The following is a 17,331-nucleotide window of genomic DNA, read 5'->3' as shown; positions in this document are numbered from 1 at the left end:
TTCCGCTGCGACCTGATCGAGGTCAGCGATGACAACGGCACGGTCTTCACCCGGACTGCGCCGTGCCCTCCGCGCCGCGCCGTGCCGGGCGTGGCCGGGCCGCGGCCCCCAGCGCTCGGACGGGCGCCGGGCTGTCGTGGGGGCAAGCCACCCCTCTCGTCACCCTGATGGCGGCCGTGCGCGTGCTCCGATGCCTAGGTGCGGCTCATCGAGTGGGTGCGGCGGCGGGACTCCGGGTTCAACGCGGGGCGGCGGGCGTTGCGGACCGCGCTGGTCATGCCCGTCGCGTTCGGGGTCGGGATGTGGGTGGACGCCACCGTGGCCACGTACGCGGCGTTCGGGGCCTTTGCCCTGCTGCTCTTCGTGGACTTCAGCGGGACCATCCTCGACCGGGTCCGGGCGCAGCTGGCGCTCGGGGTGGTCGGGGCCGCGTTCATCGCCCTCGGTACCGCCGCATCCGACGTCACCTGGATCAACGTCATCCTCACCGCGGGAGTGGCCTTCGGGGTGTGGTTCTCGGGCGTGGTCAGCTCGGTGCTCGCCGGGGCGGCCACGGCGATGCTGCTGCCGTACGTCCTCTCGTCCTCGCTGTCCGGTACGCCCGCCGACATCCCGGGGCGGCTCGGCGGCTGGGGGATCGCGGTCGCGGTCAGCGTCGTGGCGGTCGCCGTGCTGTGGCCGGCGCCGGTGAGTGACCCGCTGCGGGGGCGGGTCGCCGAGGCGTGCGCGGCGCTCGCCGACCGGCTGCGGGCCGGGAGCGCGGCCGGGCTCGGGCTGCCCGGCGGGTCGCCCGAAGAGGTCGCCGGGGCGGCCGAGCGCGCCGAGCACGCCGTCACCGCGCTGCAGCGGGACTTCTACGGCGCGCCGTACCGGCCGACCGGGCTGAGCACGGGCGCCCGGGCGCTGGTGCGGCTGGTCGACGAGCTGACCTGGCTCGGCGAGATCGTCGGGCGGCTGACGACGCCGCGCGGTACCGCCGCCGCCTGTAAAGCCGCCTTCGCCGCGGCCGTCGTGCTGCACGAGTCGGCGGACCTGCTGGACGGCGGCGGCGACACGAACCGGTTCCACGGCGCCGTCGCCGACCTGCGCGCCGCGAGCCGGGACGTCGAGCGGGAGGCGACGGGGGAGAGCCGGCCCGACGCGCTCGACCCCGGGTTCCGCTCGCAGGAGGTGAGCTTCGCGGTCGCCGCCGTCGCCGCGAACGTGGAGCTGACCGTGGCCGCCGACCGCCGTACCCTCTGGCGGCGCGTCCTCGGCTGGCAGCCCAGCGGCATCGGCAGCCCGCTGCACGCCGCCCGGGAACGGGCCGCGGCGCACCTGGAGCCGCACTCCGTCTGGCTGCACAACAGCGTGCGGGTGGCGGTGGCGCTGGCGCTCGCGGTACTCGTGGCGCGGCTGACCGGCGTGGAGCACTCGTTCTGGGTGGTGCTCGGTGCCATGGCGGTCCTGCGGTCCAACGCGCTCAGCACCGGGCAGACGGCGCTGCGCGGGCTGGCCGGCACGTTCGCCGGCATCGTCGTCGGGGGCGCGCTCGTCACCGTCCTCGGCACCCAGCGCACCGCGTTCTGGCTGCTGCTACCCCTCGCCGTACTGTTCGCCGGGCTCGCCCCGGCCGTCGTGGGCTTCGCCGCCGGGCAGGCCGGCTTCACGATCGCGATCTTCCTGCTGTTCAACATCATCGAGCCGACCGGCTGGCGGGTCGGCATCGTGCGCATCGAGGACGTCGCGATCGGCTGCGCCGTGAGCCTCGCCGTCGGCCTGCTGTTCTGGCCGCGGGGCGCCGGCCGGGCGCTCGACCAGGCCATGGCCGAGGCCTACGCGGACAGCGCCGCCTACCTGCGCGACGCGGTGGACTTCGGGGTCACCCGATGCGACGGTACCGTGCCCGCCGCCGACGCCCCGCACAGCCGCGCGCTGCGCGCTGCCGCCTCCGCGCGCCGCCTCGACGACGCCTTCCGCACGTACCTCGGCGAGCGCGGCGCGAAGCCCGTCCCGCTGACCGAGGTCACCCGGCTCGTCACCGGCGTCGCCGGCCTCCGCCTCGCCGCCGACGCGGTGCTCGACCTGTGGGCGGGCGACCCCGGCACCGCGACCGGCGAGCGGGGCGCGGCCCGCCGGGTGCTGGAAGCCGCGGGCGACGCGGTCACCGGGTGGTACGACGCGCTCGCCCGCGCCCTGGCCGGCCCCGCACCCGTGCCGGCGCCGCTGCCGGGCACCGACACCGCGGTACTGCTGCGGGAAGCGGTCGACCACGAACTGAGAGCGACGTCGGCCGCGACCGCCGTCCGCATGGTCTGGACCGGCGGCCACCTCGACGCGGCGCGCCGCCTGCAACGCACGCTCGTGGGTCCGGCCCGTCACACCCGCGGCCGGAAGCTGTCGAACACGATCTGGAGGGCGTCACGCGACGCCGCCCAGTCCGCGTCGGCCGTCTCCCAGTAGAACCCGTACGCCTGCGTGGGCGACGTGACAACCCCCCGGTTGTTCACGTGCTTGCGCACCCCGTTGCGGGTGAACGTGAACTCCCAGTCGGCCGCCTTCAGGAAATAGTCGACCGGCTGGATGTGGATTTCGGTGTACTGCGGGAAGTCCCCGTCGGCGACCCGCCCCTTCGCCTGGGCCTGCCAGTCGGCGACGGGGTCGGGCCGGGGCTTGTCGGTCTGGTCGATGCCGAGGATGCGACCGGTGCCGGGCTCCCGGAAGTACACCATCGTGCCCTCCTTCGACCGGTTCCACCCCGCGGGCACGTACACCGAGAACCCGGTGGGATCGTGGTAGTCGACCCACCCACCGGGCAGGTTCGGCAGCTGCCGCCCGGCGGGCACACTGTTCGAGCTGGGCTCCTGGCTGGGCGGTTGGGTCGGGTCCTGGCTCGGCCCGCCGGTCTGGGTGGTGGGCACCGCGGCCGCACTGCTGACCCCGCTCCCGGGCTGGGCGGCGCCACCCGGCTGGTCCTCACCACCGCGCCCCCCGACGATCCACACCACGAGCGCCACGACCAGGAGCACCGCAACTCCAGCGGCAGCAAGGATTCCAGGTCTGGTACCCCGCAAGCCCCCGCCCTCAATGACCGCCCCACTGCCGCCGCCACCCTGCGAAGGCACGCCGGCAGCGGCAAGTTTCTGGCGCTCAGGCTCGTCCGCTGCTCGCTCGGCAACTTCCTGCTCGTCCGCCGCTTGCCGCTCCCGCTCAACCCGAGCGGCCGCGATGGCAGCCTCGGCCTCGGCCGCAACCCGCGCCGCCCGAGCAGCCCGCTCAACTTCAGCGGCGCGCTCAGCGTCGGCAGCCCGCTCAGCCTCGGCGATGCGTTCCGCTTCCGCGGCCCGCTCGGCTTCCGCGGCCCGCTCGGCTTCGGCCGCGTGCTCGGCTTCGGCGATGCGTTCCGCTTCGGCAGCCCGCTCGGCTTCTTCCGCCAGCCGCGCAGCTTCTGCGACCCGCTCAGCCTCGGCGATCCTTTCGGCTTCTGCGACCCGTTCAGCTTCCGCGATGCGCTCGGCTTCGATTCGTTCGGCTTCAGCTTTCTCCGCCGCCAGCTTGGCCTCGGCAACCCGCTCAGCCTCAGCGACGCGCTCAGCTTCGGCCGCCCTTTCGGCCTCGGCGATGCGCTCGGCTTCGGCGGCGCGCTCGGCTTCTTCGGCCAGCCGCGCAGCCTCCGCGGCCCTCTCGGCTTCCGCAATCCGCTCGGCTTCCGCGGCCCGCTCAGCCTCGGCGATCCGTTCGGCTTCGGCGATCCGTTCGGCTTCGGCGGCGCGCTCGGTTTCTTCCGCCAGCCGCGCAGCTTCTGCGGCCCTTTCAGCTTCCGCGGCCCGCTCAGCCTCGGCGATCCGTTCGGCTTCCGCGGCCCGTTCGGCCTCGGCGCCGCGTTCGGCTTCTTCGGACAGCCGCGCAGCCTCCGCGGCCCTCTCGGCGTCCGCGATCCGTTCGACCTCCGCGGCGGCCTGAGCCTGCGCATCGACCAACGTCGGCTCAACATCCCGCACCCCGGAGGCCGGGGAAGGAGCTGCAGCCCGCCCACGGGCCACCGGCTCCACCTTCGTGACCGGCTCGACCTTCTTCACCGGAGCCGGCACCGCCGCGAACCCCACAGCCGCCTCGGAACGGCCCACCCCCTCGCCCGCCCGCCGCCGTGCAGGCACCTCCGGCGCCGAAGCCGCCCCCGCAGCCGAACCCCCTGCCGAACCCGCAACCGACCCCGCCGCCGAGCCGGGGGCCGAACCCGCGGCCGGCGTCGACTCCGCCGACCGGCCCCAGTTCGGCAGCCACGATCGCCGTTTCCGTGGCGGCTTGGCGGTCACCGCCGACCGCAGTAGCTCGGCCGTCTCGGCGAAACCCGCTCGTACTCGGGGGTCTTTGCGCAGCAGCGCCCGCAGTACCGGCGCCATTTCCCCGGCACGCTGCGGAGGGTCCGCCTCCTCCGAGGCCAGCGCGGTCAGCGTCTCCATCGCCGAGCGGCGGCCGAACGGCGAGCGGCCCTCGACCGCCGCGTACAGTGTCGCTCCCAGCGACCACAGATCGCTCGCCGGCCCGGCGATGCCCTCGCGGGCCCGCTCCGGTGCGATGTACTCCGGCGAGCCGAGCACCAGCCCGGTCCGCGTCACGTGCCCTTCGCCCTCGACCCGCGCGATGCCGAAGTCCGTCAGCACCACTCGGCCGTCATCGGCGAGGAGGACGTTGCCGGGCTTGATGTCGCGGTGGTCGACGCCCGCACGGTGGGCAGCCTGCAGCGCGTCGAGGACGGCGAGGCCGATCTCCGCCACCCGCTTCGGCTCGAGCGGCCCGTCGCCGCGGATGACCTGGTCGAGCGAGCGCGACGGCACATACTCCATGACGATCCACGGCTGTCCCTCCGCCGCGAGCACATCATAGACCCGTACCACATTGGGGTGGCTGAGCCGCGCCGCCGCCCGCGCCTCGCGCAGCGTGCGCTCCATCGCCACGTCCCGGGCGTCGTCGAACAGCTCGGGCGGCAGGACGATCTGCTTGACCGCGACGTCCCGGTGCAGCGTCTCGTCCCGGGCCCGCCACACCCGGCCCATCCCGCCGACGCCGAGCTGCTCCATAAGTCGATAGCGGTCGGCAAGGAGGGAGGGCGCGGCGGTCATGCACCATTGTGTACCCGATGGATCTCGCGGCCACGCACCACCCCAGGCACGGTGTGGCGTTGCCTGACGTTCAGATTTCTGTCGTACCTCTGGTGCAGAATGCGGGCCGTGTACGTGGACGGCTACTGCGAACGCACCGCGCCCGGCCTCTGGAACGAGCCGCTCAACGCCCTGAGCAATGCGGCGTTCCTGGTCGCGGCCGCAGTGTTGTTCGTCATGCTCAGCCGCCGGCCGGCCCGCCCGCCGCTGAGCCTCTGGCTCCCGCCGGCGCTGATCGCGGTGGTCGGCGTCTGCAGCTGGACGTTCCACATGGCGGCGACGTCCCCGACGGCGGCCCTGGACAGCCTGTCGATCCTGGTCTTCATCCTGGTCGCGATGGTGATCCTGGTGCACTGGCGCTGGCGGGTCCGCTGGTCGCGGGCCTGGCTGGCCGCCCCGGTTTTCGTCGTGGCCACGGTGGCGATCAACGCCGCGCTGTTCACGCTGGCCGGCGAGCGGGCGTCGCTGGGCGGCTACTTACCGGCGCTCCTGGCCCTCCCGGCGTTCGGCCTGGCCGCCCTGCGCAGACCCCCGGCACCGACGGCCCCGGCCTGGCGCGCTCCGGCCAGGACACTGCTGCTGGCGGGCGGCGTCTTCACCGTGTCGCTGACACTGCGCACTTTGGACGCTCCGTTGTGCGACGCCGCGCCCGTCGGCACCCACTTCCTCTGGCACTGCCTGAACGCGGTGGTGCTGTTCCTGGTAGCGCTGGCGATCCTCCAAAGCCACGCGACCCAGGCCCGGCCCGCACCGCAACACCCCGCGTAGCCGGCGAACCGCAGGCTGCCGACGCCACCTCGGCCGTCGACACCGCGATCTGGTCGCACTGACGGTCGGCGGGTCGGTCGGAGCGAACCGGCCGTGCTCACGGGTCGGTCACCGCGGCGGCCGCGTTCACGGTTTGTGGGCCGGTCGGAGCGAACGGCCGCGCTGACCGTTGGCGGGGCGGTCAGTGCGAGCGGGCCGCGTTTGTGGTTGGTGGATCGGTCACGGTGAACCGGCCGCGCTGACGGTTGGCTGGTCGGTCAGTGCGAACGGCCGTGTTCACGGTCAGCGGGGCGGTCAGTGGGAACCGGCTCGGCACGTGGAGTTGGGCGGCGCACCGCGAAGCTTTGGCAGGGACCGGCGTCCCACCCCGAGTCCGGCCGGCTGGTGAATACGACTCCGCCCGACCTGGAGTTCTGCCACTAGCGCGCCGATCATGGCTGTCCCCCTCCAGGCCCCGCTCGAAGTATTAACCTAGCTTCCTAGGACGTCTTGCAGGGCGTGACGCGGGGCACCGAGTCGGCGGCGGCGGAAGGTGTTCTTGACGGGTACAGAGGGCGTTTCTACGTTGGTCGGCATGACTCCGATGCGGGAGCCGACCTTTCTGATTCTTGTGGCGTTGGCTGGGCGGGCGCTGCATGGGTACGCCGTGGTGCAGGAGGTGTTGGAGCTCTCGCGAGGGCGGGTCGTGTTGCCGGCCGGGACGTTGTACGCGGCGCTGGAGCGGCTCGTGGCCGAAGGGCTTGTCGAGCCGGAGCGCAGCGAGGTGGTCGACGGGCGGAACCGGCGGTACTACCGGCTCACCGACGCCGGGGCCGATGCGCTCGCCGTCGACGCCGATCGGCAGCGGCAGAACGCGGCCGCCGCCGAGGAGCGCCTCAGGGCCCGCGTCCGCTGAACCCCGGGCGGCGCGGCCCGCTGGGCGTGGCGTGGGCGGGGCCGAAGGAGGTCGGGCCGGACGACCGGGGCGGCCGGCGCGCTCACGGAGCGCACGCGGCCGAACGTCGCGCGGCCGCGGTGGGGTGTGCCGCGCTGCTCGCGCTATCAGCGGGACTGGCGGAAGCCGGGGACGAACGACGGGGTGGCCGCCGTGCCCACGGAACGCACGCCGGCTGGACGTCGCGTGGCCCTGGCGGCCGCAGGGGGTGTGCCGCGCTGCTCGCGCAGTACGCGGGGCTGACGAACAACGGGGCCGCCGGCGTGCTCACGGAACGCGCGCCGGCGGCCCCGCCGCATCACGTGATGGGCCGTGGCCAGGGCCGGCGGGTCAGGCGGCCGTGGCCAGGGCCACCCCGAAGCGGGCCGCGTCGTCCGTCCACCAGTGGCGGAGGCTGAAGCCGGCCTCCGCCAGTTCCTGCCGTAGACCCTCGGGGCGGAACTTGGCCGAGACCTCCGTGCGCATCTCCTCGCCCTCGGCGAACTGCACAGTGAGGTCCAGGGCCGGCAGGTGGACCGTCTGGGCGCGGGTCGAGCGGAGGCGCATCTCGATCCACTCCTGCTCCGGGTCCCACAGGGCCACGTGGGTGAAGGACGACGGGTCGAAGTCGGCGCCCAGGGAGGCGTTCAGGACGTGCAGGACGTTGCGGTTGAACTCGGCCGTCACGCCCTGGGCGTCGTCGTAGGCCGGTACCAGGACCGCCGGGTCCTTCACGAGGTCGGCGCCCAGCAGGAACCATTCGCCGGTGTCCAGCTGCGCCCGCAGGGTGGACAGGAACGGGGCGCGGTCCTGCGGCGTGAAGTTGCCGATCGTGCCGCCCAGGAACGCCACCAGGCGGCCGCCCGCGTGCGGGAGCAGGTCCAGGTGCTCCACGAAGTCGGCCACCACGCCGCGGACGTGCATGTCCGGATAGTCGTGGTGCAGGGCCGTCACCGCCTCGCGCAGGGCGTCGGCGGAGACGTCCAGCGGGATGAACGCGCCCAGGGTGCCGTGGTCGCGCAGGGCGTTGAGCAGCAGGCGGGTCTTCTCCGACGAGCCGGAGCCCAGTTCGACCAGCGTCTTCGCCCCCGTGATGGTGGCGATCGATGCCGCCCGGGTGTCGAGGATGGAGCGTTCGGCCCTGGTCGGGTAGTACTCGGGCAGGCGGGTGATCTGTTCGAAGAGCTCGCTGCCGCGGGCGTCGTAGAAGTACTTCGGAGGCAGCCACTTCGGCGTGGAGGTGAGGCCGGCGCGGGCGTCCGCGCGCAATGCGTCGACCCGGTCGCTGTCGTGGAGGTACACGTCGAGATCGGCATCGTGCAGTGTCACGATTCAACACTCCTCAGGTTGACGGCCGTGGCCGTGGCGGTGAGCAGGGTGCCGTCGGGAACGGGTTGCCAGGCGGGGGACGGGTCGAGCGGTTCGGAGGCGACGAGGACGCGGCCGGGTCCGGCGTGCACGGACAGCGAGTGGCCGCAGGTGGTGGCGGCGATGGTGGTGCCGTCGGTGAGCAGGAGGTTGAGGCGGGAGCCGGGGGCCGCGGCGGACACGAGCGCGACGACGTCGAGCAGGGCGTCGCCGGGTGGCATGCCGGCGCGGAGGCGGGCGCGGACCACTGCCCAGAGCAGGGCGCTGTCGGTCGGTGCCTCGAGGGTGAGCAGCGGGGGGAGCGCCAGCTGGGCGACACTGTCCGGCCAGCCGGTCACCCGGCCGTTGTGGCTGAAGAACCAGCCGTCGCCGGCGAACGGGGCGGCGGCCGCCTCGGTGACGGGCATGCCGACGGTGGCGGAGCGGACGGCGGCCAGGAAGGCGCCGGATGTGATCGACGCGGCGATCGCCGGCAGGTCGGCGTCGCTCCAGAGTGGACGGTCGCGCCGGTAGCGGACCGGGGAGCCGTCGGCGTACCAGCCGATGCCGAAGCCGTCGGCGTTGATGGTGCCGCCGCCGCGCATGTCCTTCGGGGCCCACGACTGCTGTGCGAGGGAATGCGGGGCGTCGAACAGTGGGCCGGCGAGCGGGACGGGTGGTCCGAGGTACGCCAGGTGCCGGCACATCAGGCGAGCTCCCCGGGGCGTGGGTCGCGGGCGGTCCGGAAGCCGCTGAAGATCTGCCGGCGGACGGGGTAGTCCCAGTTGCGGAAGGTGCCGCGGCAGGCGGCGGCGTCGGTGCCGAAGGAGCCGCCGCGCAGCACCTTGTACTCGGGGCCGAAGAAGACCTCGGAGTACTCGCGGTACGGGAACGCGGTGAAGCCGGGGTAGGCGGCGAAGTCGCTGGAGACCCACTCCCAGACGTCGCCGATGAGCTGGTGGACGCCGAGCGGGGAGGCGCCGGCGGGGTAGGCGCCGACCGGGGCGGGGCCCAGGTGGCGCTGGCCGAGGTTCGCGCGCGAGGGGTCCGGGTCCTCGTCGCCCCACGGGTAGCGGCGGGAGCGGCCGGTGGCCGGGTCCCAGCGGGCGGCCTTCTCCCATTCGGCCTCGGTGGGCAGGCGGCGGCCGGCCCAGGCGGCGTAGGCGGTGGCCTCGTGCCAGGAGACGTGGACGACGGGGGCGTCGGGCACGATCGGGGCGGTGCGGCCGAACGACGTGGCGTGCCAGCCGGAGGGGTCCCGCGTCCAGTGGAGCGGCGGTTCAGCGCCGGGAACATCATCGAGGAACGCGGCATATGCACCGTTTGTCACCGGTGCCGCGTCGATGAAGTAGTCGGCGACGAAGGTGGCGTGCGCCGGCCGCTCGTTGTCCAGCGCCCACGCCTCGGTCGAGGTGCCCATGGTGAACGACCCGGCCGGGACGTGCACCTCTCCGGACACCCGAACCACAGACGGCGGCGGTGGGGGAGCGGACAGTACCGCCGGGCCGACCCGCAGCTGGTGCGTGGCGAGCATCGTCTCGTCGTGCTGCTGCTCGTGCTGCACGATCATGCCGAACGCGAACCCGTCGGTGGTGAGCCGGCGCCCCTCGAGCCGCACCCGGTCGAGCACGTCGAGGGCCTTGTCGCGCACGGTGGCGACGTAGGCGCGGGCCTCCGCGGGCCCGAGCAGCGGCAGTGCCGGCCGGTCGCGGCGGGCGTGCTTGAACGCGTCGTAGAGGTGGTCGATGTCCTGGCGGACCGGGTCGCGGCCGCCGACGTCGCGGACCAGCCACAGCTCTTCCTGGTTGCCGATGTGGGCGAGGTCCCACACGAGCGGCGACATGAGGGGCGAGTGCTGCCGGATGAGGTCGTCGTCGTCCACGGCGTCGGTGAGGACGGCGGAGCGGCGGCGGGTGCGTTCGAGCTCGATTGCGACGCGCTCGCGGAGGTCGTCAGCCATTGCGGGCACTCCCTTCGATGACTTCGTCGAGCAGGTGCGGCGGCAGGTCCAGGTCGCTGAGGGCGAGGTCGCGCAGGGCCAGCGCGGCCCGGTGCAGGCCGCGGTCGGTCAGCCCGTCGCGGGCGGCCTCGACCCACCGGCCGGCCGCGGGCGCGCACACGTCCCGGGCCTTGTCGGTGGTGACGGGGTCGTCGAGCAGCGCGTGCAGCAGCGCCGCCGGCGCGAACCAGGCGCGGCCGGGCTGGGTGTCGAGGTAGCGGATCTCCAGATATCCCCGCGGTCGTACCGGGGGGAAGAGCGTGCTGAGGTGGTAGTCGAGGTCGGCGTAGGTCGGCGGCTGGGGCAGTTCCCCGCGGATCCACCCGGCGAACGTGACACCGGCTGGGACGACCCAGGGCCCGTCGGAGCGGCGCACGCACAGCACGGTGGCGTCGAGGGCGTATTGCGCCCAGGCCGCGGCGGGGTCGCCGGTGAGCGGGACGGGCCGGGTGCGGGTGGGGTCGATGCCGCGCCAGACGCGCTGCCGGGCGGAGGCCCACCCGGTGTCGGTCCCGGCGAGCCGGGGCGAGTTGGCGAACAGTGCCAGCAGCGGCGGCCCGACGTCATGGACGGCGGCCCACCGTTCGGCGAGCCGCTCGGATGGTCCCGCGTCGAGGCAGACCTGCAGCCCCGCGGTGCTGCACATCATGATTTTCCCGGAGACGCCGCGGCGCTCGAAGGCGCTTTCCATGGCGTCGTACCGCGGGGTGTCCAGCAGCCGCCGCGGTCTTCGGTGGGGATCGACGCCGGTCTCGCCCACCCGCAGGTCGGCCCGGTCGAGGAGGGTCTCGAGCTGGTCGAGCTCGGCGTTGACGGCGGTGTGCAGCGCGGTCAGCGTGGGGTGGGGCCGGCTGGAGAGTTCGACCTGCCCGCCGGGCTCGAGGGTGACGGCGGAGCCGTGGCGCAGGGGCAGTCCTGGACTGCTGGGGCGTAGGGTGCCGGGGGCATGATCGCCGAGGGCCTGACAGAGCCGCTCGCGATCGATCGGCGTGGAAGGGTCGTGCTGGTCGTGGACGGTGTACTCGATCTCGACGCCGACCGTCTCGGGTGGCCCGGTTTTGAAGCAGATCGATGCAATGTACCCTTCGGCCTGCTCGATCTCGCTGATCACCGCGTCCGAGTCGGCGGACTTGCGCGCGCTCTGCAAGGTCGCCATGCGAACCGACGCTACCCGCGGATCCGGCGTGCGGCGACTGCTGTGTGTGAACAAACCCTTACGAGTTGCCATGCCGTGGAAATGCGCGTGCAACGCCCCGCGCCGGATGCTGCCATGTCAGGATGAGCCCCGACCGGGACGGTCTCGGTGACCGGATGAAGACGTACGAGCAGGTCACCCGTGCGCTCCTGCCGCGTCGGACGTTCACCGTGCTGCGTGTCGACGGCCGCTCGTTCCACACGTACCTGCGCGGCGCCGCCCGCCCGTACGACATCGGGTTCATGGCGGACATGGACGCGGTGGCCGAGGGACTGTGCGCGGAGATCGCCGGGAGCGTGTTCGCCTACGTGCAGTCGGACGAGGTCAGTGTGCTGGCCGTCGACTTCGCGGGCGAAGGTACGCAGCCGTGGTTCGGTGGCGAGGTGCAGAAGTGGTGCTCGGTCGGCGCGTCGATCGCGACCGCGGTGCTCAACGCGCGCCGGCCGGGGAGCATGGCCATGTTCGACGCCCGCGTGTTCACCATCGCCGATCCGGTGGAGGTCGCGCGGTACTTCATCTGGCGCCAGCGCGACGCGGTGCGCAACTCGGTCGCGATGGCGGCGCAGGCCGAGTTCCCGCACCGGCGGCTGCAGGGCGTCGGGTCGGCGGGCATGCAGGAGCTGCTGTGGTCGGAGCGGGGCATCAACTGGAACGACTACCCCGACGGCTGCAAGCGGGGCCGGGTCGTGGTGCGCGAGCGGGCCGAGCGGCCGGTGACGTTCACGCACACGCGCACGGGCGTGGCGGAGACCGTCGTGGCGCTGCGGTCGTGGTGGCAGACGCGCCCCGCCCCGCACTTCACGACCGACGCGGGCGGGTTCCTGGCGGCGACGGTCCCGGTCCGACCGGCGCTGGGGGCGGCGGCGTGACGGCGCCGGTGTGGCTGCTCGACGTCGACGGTGTGATCAACGTCAAGCAGCCCGCGTGGCATGCGCCGCCGTGGACGGGCAAGGCGTATGACGCGCAGCTGGAGTACCCGATGCGGTGGGCGCCGCAGCTGACCACCCGGATCCGGCAGCTGCACCGGGCCGGGGTGGTCGAGGTGCGGTGGTGCACGACCTGGTGCGCCTACGCCGACCAGCTGGAGCGGCTGTTCCGGCTCCCGGTGCTGGACCGGGCGTTCACCGACGACCTCGACGGTGACGACGTACCACCGGTGAAGCTCGCGGCGGCCCGCGCCGTGCTCGCCGAGGGCCGGCGTCTGGTGTGGACGGACGACGCCGAGGTGCCGGAGCCGGGGCCGCTGTTCGACGAGCTCGCCGCCGGCGGCCGGGCGCTGCTGATCCGGCCCGACGCCCGGCGCGGGCTGACCCCGGCCCACCTCGACACGATCGAGGCGTTCAGCGCAGCGCCCGGTAGAGCGCCAGCGCGTCGCGGGTGACGGAGCGCAGCACCGGCAGGCGGGACATGCCGACGAGCCGGTCGACGAGGGGCACGGCCCGGTCGACGAGCAGGTCGGTCTTGGCCTGCTCCGGCGAGCTGTCGTGGACCCAGTAGAGGGTGATGCCCATCATGCACAGCCACAGCAGCTCGGGCAGGTCGCGGCGCAGCTCCGGGTCGATCTTCGTGGTGCTGCCGTCGACGACGGTGCGCATGATCTGCATCGAGCGTTCCCGGGCGGGGGCCGAGTCGGCGCTGAACGGGCTCACCGGCGAGCCCGGGTCGAGGGCGGTGCGGATGAACTTGCCGGCGAACCCGTGGTACGGCCGCATCGTCTGCATCAACGACCGCCAGGCGATGCCGAGGCGGTCGGCGAACGGCGCGGGGGCGGTGAGCGCCGCGGCGCAGGCGGCCGCGTGGTCCTCCTGCACCGTGGCGTAGAACTCCTGGACCAGATGGTCCTTGGAGGGGAAGTAGTAGTAGGCGTTGCCGACCGACAGGCCCGCGGCCTGGGCGATGCCGCGCATCGTCGTCTTGTCGTAGCCCTGCTCGCGGAACAGGCGAACGGCGGTGTCGACGATCAGGCGCTTGGTCTGCTCGCCCTTCTCAGATGGCGCAGGTTCCGTCACAGTCTCGACCATAGTTGCGGATGCGGGCGGCGGTCGCGACCACCGCGCGGGCGAGTGGTTGCATCGACGGTTCGGCGAGGCGCGCCGCCAGCCCCCGATAGTCGTCCAGCGCCCACAGGCAGATCAGCCACGCCCGGTCGCCGGTGTAGACGCCGCCGTCGTCGGCGACCACCGTGATCTCGGCGAGGGTGTCGTGCACGGTGAGCGCCGGATACCGGCGGCGCGCCTCGGTCGATCCGGCCGCCACGAACTCGAGCGGCACGAGCTGGGTCCGCGCCGCGAGCCACGCGCGTGCCGTCCGGCACAGCCCGCAGCCCGCGTCGTAGAGGACGGTGAGGTGGGTGATCACCGCTGCGGGACCGGCGGTAGCGGCTGGACGTACCGCTGCGGCTCGATCGGCGGGGCCATCCGCTCCAGCATCCGGCGCCGCCGGAACCGGCTGAGCACGAAGAGGTTGAAGAAGTGCACGGCGCCGAGCACGAGCAGGACCAGGCCGACCTTCCAGGCGAGGGCCTCCATGGCGGTGCTGGGGTCGAGCAGCGGCTCGCTGATCTTCAGGGCCACCGTGACGTAGCCGAGGTTGAGCAGGTAGAACCCGACGACGAGCAGGTGGTTGACCGACCGGGCGAGCTCCTCGTTGCCGAGCGCCTCGTCGAGGAACACCTGGCCGTTCTTGTGCAGGGTGCGGGCCACCCACACGGTGAGCAGCCCGCTGACCGCCAGGTAGATGAGGTAGGTGCCGAGCTTGTAGGTCATCGCCCCTCCTTGAACGTGTTCAAGAGTCAGCCTACGACTGAACTTGAACGTGTTCAAGTGGGTACTCCGCCGCGGTGTTACAGCGCGGCCACCAGCAGGGCGGAGACGAGCAGGGCGCCCTTGTGCAGCGCCTGGTCGGCGACGTACATGCCGTTGACGGGGGCCACGGTCTCGGCGAAGCGGGGCGAGCGGGTCGCGCGCAGCACCGCCCGCACCGGCCAGCGCCGGTCCAGCAGGCCGTGGGTGAGCAGCGAGAACGCCAGTCCGGCGACCACGCCCGGCGCCGACAGGGGCAGGCGCAGGGCGGCGGCGGTGACCAGCAGTACCACCGCGACGGTCAGGTGGTAGGACAGCAGGTGCCCGGCGAGGGCGCGCCAGCCGGCCGGGCCCGGCTCCGACTTCCGCGCCGCCTGCCGGTCGGTCTGCGCGATGTGGTCGCCGAGCGAGTGCCCGACGAGCATCGCGGCCAGCGCGACCAGGAAGACGACAGACCGGGTGAGTTCGTCATTTCCCACGATGGAACGGCTCCTCACGCGCGGATGACAGCTTGGAGCCGTCATCATGCGCCCCGTGACGGGCCCAGTTCTATGTCGAACCTTGCAGATGGCCTGTGTTACTGATCGCGTGTGACGGCCATCCCGCCAGGGAACACAGCTCTTCGGACATGTCCGACGTTGTCCGGACGTGCCCCTGCTCGACGCGTGGGCCAAGCGCTACCCGGACCGGTCGTACAGTCGTAACCTTCGAAGGATGGACCGGCTGCAGCAGGTCGCCGACGAGCTCGTGGAGTCCGGGGCGGAGCTCGGGCTGCAGGTCGCCGTGCACCGCGACGGGGTGCCGGTGGCCGACGTGGCCGCGGGCATCGGGCCCGACGCGCTGGTGCACACCTACTCGATGGGCAAGGCCCTCACCGCCGCCGTCGTGCACGTCCTGGTCCACCACGGCGCGTTCGGCTACGACACCCCACTCGCCGCGCTGTGGCCCGCATTCGGGCAGCAGGGCAAGGGCGCGGTCACGATCCGGCATGTGCTGACGCATTCGGCGGGGGTTCCGGCGGTACCGCCGCAGACCTGCCCGGAGGACCTGTGTGACTGGGACGGCATGTGCGAGCGGCTCGCCGCCGCCGAGCCGTGGTGGCCCGCCGGCGAACGGACCGGCTACCACGGCCTCGCGTACGGGTTCCTGGCCGGCGAGGCGGTCCGCCGGGCCGCCGGCGCGCCCGTCTCGCAGGTGCTGCGCGAGTACGTCGCCGCCCCGCTCGGCCTGGAGGAGGAGCTGTGGTTCGGGTTGCCGCCCGACCGCCACCACCGGCTCGCCCCGCTCGTCGACGGCTTCGACAACGCGCCGCCCGGCGACGCGCCGGTGCTGGCGATCACCCCGCGGGCGGTGCTGCCGACCGCCGCCTTCGGCAACCGGCCCGACGTCCTCGCCGCCGACATCCCGTCCGGCGGGACGATGACCGCCCGGGCCGCGGCCCGCCTCTACGGGGCGCTGCTCGACGGCAGCCTCATCCCGCCCGAGCAGCTCGCCGAGATCGCCGCCGTCGCCGTCGCGGGCACCGACGCCGTGTTCGGCAACCCGGTCCGCTGGGGCCTCGGCTTCGCGATCGGCCGCCCCGGTACGGATGCCGCGGACGCGTTCGGGATGGCCGGCGCCGGCGGCTCGTGGGGCTGGGTGGACCTGCCGACCCGCACCGCGGTCGCGGTGGTCAAGAACCGGCTCAGCCCCGACTTCGCGACCGCGTCCACGGTCGCCTCAGTGATCTAGGCCCACCAGGTGGCCTCGACGATCTTCTGGAAACCCAGCGACTCGTACAGCGGGCGCCCCAGCCGCGACGCGGTCAGTGTCATCGGGAGTTTGTCGTAGCGGCGCAGCACCGCGTGCATGATCGCCCGGGCGACGCCGCGCGAGCGGTACTGCGGCATCGTCGTGACCCAGTAGAGCCCCACGGTGCCGGCGTCCTGGATCGCCAGGCTGGCGCCGGCCGGCTCGCCGTCGATCGCGGCCACGAACAGCTCGACCCGGTCGAGGATCGCGTCCGGGAAGACCACGCCCGCCTGGTACGGCTGGAAATGCTCCAGCGCGAACCCGTCGACCACGATCCGCTCGGCCGTGCGCAGGTCGCCCAGCGACGTCACCCGCTCGACCTGCAGCGCCGGCTCCGGCAGCGGCTCGCCCTGGCCGGGATGGCGGATCATGACCGGCAGCTGCCGGGCGCCGAGCCCCAGCGGGCTCATGTCGACCGTGCCGTAGGCGTCCTCGACCACCACCCGGCCGCCGCGCTGGTCCCGGGCCAGCGCGATGAGCTCGGACAGCTCGGCCCCGGACAGGTCCGGCACCAGGGTGAGCACCCGCAGGCCGGCCCGCTCGTCGCCGGCGACGGCCAGGAACCCGGGGCGGCGGACCAGCGCATAGCCGCGGGCCTCGCCGACCGCGGTCCAGAAGGTGGCGGCGTTCTCCGTCGCGAGGGTGAGTGGCTCCGTCGACACACGGTCAGGGTAGGGCGTGCCCCGCCCGGCCCGCCGCCCGCGCCGCCTATGATGACCAGCGTCGATGTCCTCGCAGGTGATAAACTGGAGGATGGCCTCCACAACGCCCGAACCGAGGGAACCGCGACCGTGACCGAGCCGACACCCGCCGTGCGCCGACCCCAGCGCGCGGATGCCCGGCGCAACTTCGACGCCCTGCTCGCCGCCGCCCGGGACGCCTTCGCCGAGCACGGCACCGGCGCCTCCCTGGAGGACATCGCCCGCCGGGCCGGCGTCGGCATCGGCACGCTCTACCGCAACTTCCCGACCCGCCAGGACCTCTTCGACAGTGTCTACGTCGGCGAGATCGAGGACCTGTGCCGGGCCGCCGAGCAGGTCGCCGAGCTGCCGCCGTGGGAGGCGCTGACCGCCTGGCTGCGCCGGTTCGTCGCCTACGTGGCCACGAAGCGGGCCATCTCCGAGGCGCTCAACCGCGACTCGGAGATGATGCGCAGCAGCCGCACCGCGATGTACGCGGCCGGCGAGCCGCTGCTGGCCCGCGCCCAGGCCGCCGGCGTCGCCCGCGCCGACGTCACCTTCGACGACCTGCTGCGCCTCGTCGCCGGCCTCACCGGCGGCGGCTACGTCGACGACGCCCAGCGTGAGCGGGTCCTCGCCGTCGCGCTCGACGGGGTTCGCCTCAGGTAGGCGGCATCCCGCCGGGTAGCCTGGTCC

At 73.4% G+C, this 17,331-nt stretch carries 16 protein-coding genes and 1 pseudogene; 7 read left to right on the top strand and 10 right to left on the bottom strand.

Translation table 11 applies throughout. The features are described 5' to 3' along the window. Positions 1–198 precede the first annotated feature (198 nt). Positions 199–2,442 carry an FUSC family protein gene (locus ABZS66_RS21845; RefSeq protein ID WP_354760358.1) on the top strand — a complete coding sequence of 748 codons (2,244 nt, stop codon included), beginning with the start codon at positions 199–201 and terminating at the stop codon, positions 2,440–2,442. 1,862 nt (positions 2,443–4,304) lie between these two features. Here the strand turns inward: ABZS66_RS21845 and ABZS66_RS21840 are convergent. After that, positions 4,305–5,102: pseudogene (locus tag ABZS66_RS21840) on the bottom strand (serine/threonine-protein kinase); the annotation flags it as partial. Between the two features lie 108 nt (positions 5,103–5,210). On the opposite strand from ABZS66_RS21840, the gene ABZS66_RS21835 reads away from it, so the two are divergent. After that, positions 5,211–5,909: a ceramidase domain-containing protein gene (locus ABZS66_RS21835; protein ID WP_354760356.1), complete on the top strand. Its 699-nt coding sequence runs from the start codon at positions 5,211–5,213 to the stop codon at positions 5,907–5,909. A gap of 574 nt (positions 5,910–6,483) precedes the next feature. After that, on the top strand, positions 6,484–6,804 hold the full coding sequence (locus ABZS66_RS21830) for a PadR family transcriptional regulator (RefSeq protein ID WP_354760354.1): 321 nt from the start codon (positions 6,484–6,486) through the stop codon (positions 6,802–6,804). 369 nt (positions 6,805–7,173) lie between these two features. On the opposite strand, the gene egtD is transcribed toward ABZS66_RS21830, so the two are convergent. Genes egtD through egtA form a run of 4 tightly spaced genes read right to left on the bottom strand, consistent with a single transcriptional unit; the run spans position 7,174 to position 11,324 of the window. Further along, entirely contained in the window at positions 7,174–8,145 is a 972-nt protein-coding gene (egtD, locus tag ABZS66_RS21825; RefSeq protein WP_354760360.1) for an L-histidine N(alpha)-methyltransferase, read from the bottom strand. 2 nt (positions 8,146–8,147) lie between these two features. Further along, positions 8,148–8,876 carry an ergothioneine biosynthesis protein EgtC gene (egtC, locus tag ABZS66_RS21820; protein ID WP_354760352.1) on the bottom strand — a complete coding sequence of 243 codons (729 nt, stop codon included), beginning with the start codon at positions 8,874–8,876 and terminating at the stop codon, positions 8,148–8,150. After that, on the bottom strand, positions 8,876–10,129 hold the full coding sequence (locus tag ABZS66_RS21815) for an ergothioneine biosynthesis protein EgtB (RefSeq protein ID WP_354760350.1): 1,254 nt from the start codon (positions 10,127–10,129) through the stop codon (positions 8,876–8,878). The genes egtC and ABZS66_RS21815 overlap by 1 nt, the downstream gene beginning before the upstream one ends. Then, positions 10,122–11,324, bottom strand: coding sequence for an ergothioneine biosynthesis glutamate--cysteine ligase EgtA (egtA, locus tag ABZS66_RS21810; protein ID WP_354760348.1), 1,203 nt, complete (start codon positions 11,322–11,324; stop codon positions 10,122–10,124). Before egtA ends, ABZS66_RS21815 begins: the two co-directional genes overlap by 8 nt. 122 nt (positions 11,325–11,446) lie before the next feature. Between egtA and ABZS66_RS21805 the strand changes: the two genes are divergently transcribed. Both ABZS66_RS21805 and ABZS66_RS21800 read left to right on the top strand, forming a co-directional pair. Next, entirely contained in the window at positions 11,447–12,232 is a 786-nt protein-coding gene (locus ABZS66_RS21805) for a tRNA(His) guanylyltransferase Thg1 family protein (RefSeq protein ID WP_354760346.1), read from the top strand. Beyond that, positions 12,229–12,744 (top strand): hypothetical protein, encoded by a 516-nt coding sequence (locus ABZS66_RS21800; protein ID WP_354760344.1) that lies wholly within the window; start codon positions 12,229–12,231, stop codon positions 12,742–12,744. Before ABZS66_RS21805 ends, ABZS66_RS21800 begins: the two co-directional genes overlap by 4 nt. On the opposite strand, the gene ABZS66_RS21795 is transcribed toward ABZS66_RS21800, so the two are convergent. From ABZS66_RS21795 to ABZS66_RS21780, 4 genes are all read right to left on the bottom strand, one after another. Further along, on the bottom strand, positions 12,704–13,372 hold the full coding sequence (locus ABZS66_RS21795) for a TetR family transcriptional regulator (RefSeq protein ID WP_354760342.1): 669 nt from the start codon (positions 13,370–13,372) through the stop codon (positions 12,704–12,706). The genes ABZS66_RS21800 and ABZS66_RS21795 overlap by 41 nt on opposite strands. Next, positions 13,350–13,721, bottom strand: coding sequence for a DCC1-like thiol-disulfide oxidoreductase family protein (locus ABZS66_RS21790; RefSeq protein ID WP_354760340.1), 372 nt, complete (start codon positions 13,719–13,721; stop codon positions 13,350–13,352). The genes ABZS66_RS21795 and ABZS66_RS21790 overlap by 23 nt, the downstream gene beginning before the upstream one ends. Continuing rightward, positions 13,718–14,128, bottom strand: a complete 411-nt coding sequence (locus ABZS66_RS21785) for a hypothetical protein (protein ID WP_354760338.1) — start codon at positions 14,126–14,128, stop codon at positions 13,718–13,720. The genes ABZS66_RS21790 and ABZS66_RS21785 overlap by 4 nt, the downstream gene beginning before the upstream one ends. Before the next feature lie 77 nt (positions 14,129–14,205). After that, positions 14,206–14,643: a DUF3307 domain-containing protein gene (locus ABZS66_RS21780; protein ID WP_354760336.1), complete on the bottom strand. Its 438-nt coding sequence runs from the start codon at positions 14,641–14,643 to the stop codon at positions 14,206–14,208. A gap of 235 nt (positions 14,644–14,878) precedes the next feature. Here ABZS66_RS21780 and ABZS66_RS21775 point away from each other — a divergent pair, with 235 nt between their 5' ends. Further along, positions 14,879–15,895, top strand: coding sequence for a serine hydrolase domain-containing protein (locus ABZS66_RS21775; protein WP_354760334.1), 1,017 nt, complete (start codon positions 14,879–14,881; stop codon positions 15,893–15,895). Here the strand turns inward: ABZS66_RS21775 and ABZS66_RS21770 are convergent. Next, a complete protein-coding gene (locus ABZS66_RS21770; protein WP_354760330.1) occupies positions 15,892–16,617 on the bottom strand; it encodes a GNAT family N-acetyltransferase in 726 nt (241 codons plus the stop codon). The two genes, ABZS66_RS21775 and ABZS66_RS21770, sit on opposite strands and share 4 nt — an antisense overlap. A gap of 129 nt (positions 16,618–16,746) precedes the next feature. Between ABZS66_RS21770 and ABZS66_RS21765 the strand changes: the two genes are divergently transcribed. Beyond that, positions 16,747–17,304, top strand: a complete 558-nt coding sequence (locus tag ABZS66_RS21765) for a helix-turn-helix domain-containing protein (RefSeq protein WP_354760328.1) — start codon at positions 16,747–16,749, stop codon at positions 17,302–17,304. Positions 17,305–17,331: the final 27 nt, after the last annotated feature.

It is taken from the genome of Dactylosporangium sp. NPDC005572 (assembly GCF_040605515.1).
Classification (GTDB): Bacteria; Actinomycetota; Actinomycetes; order Mycobacteriales; family Micromonosporaceae; genus Dactylosporangium.
Note: the sequence above shows the minus strand (reverse complement) of the source record. Positions and strands in the feature narration are given on the sequence as shown.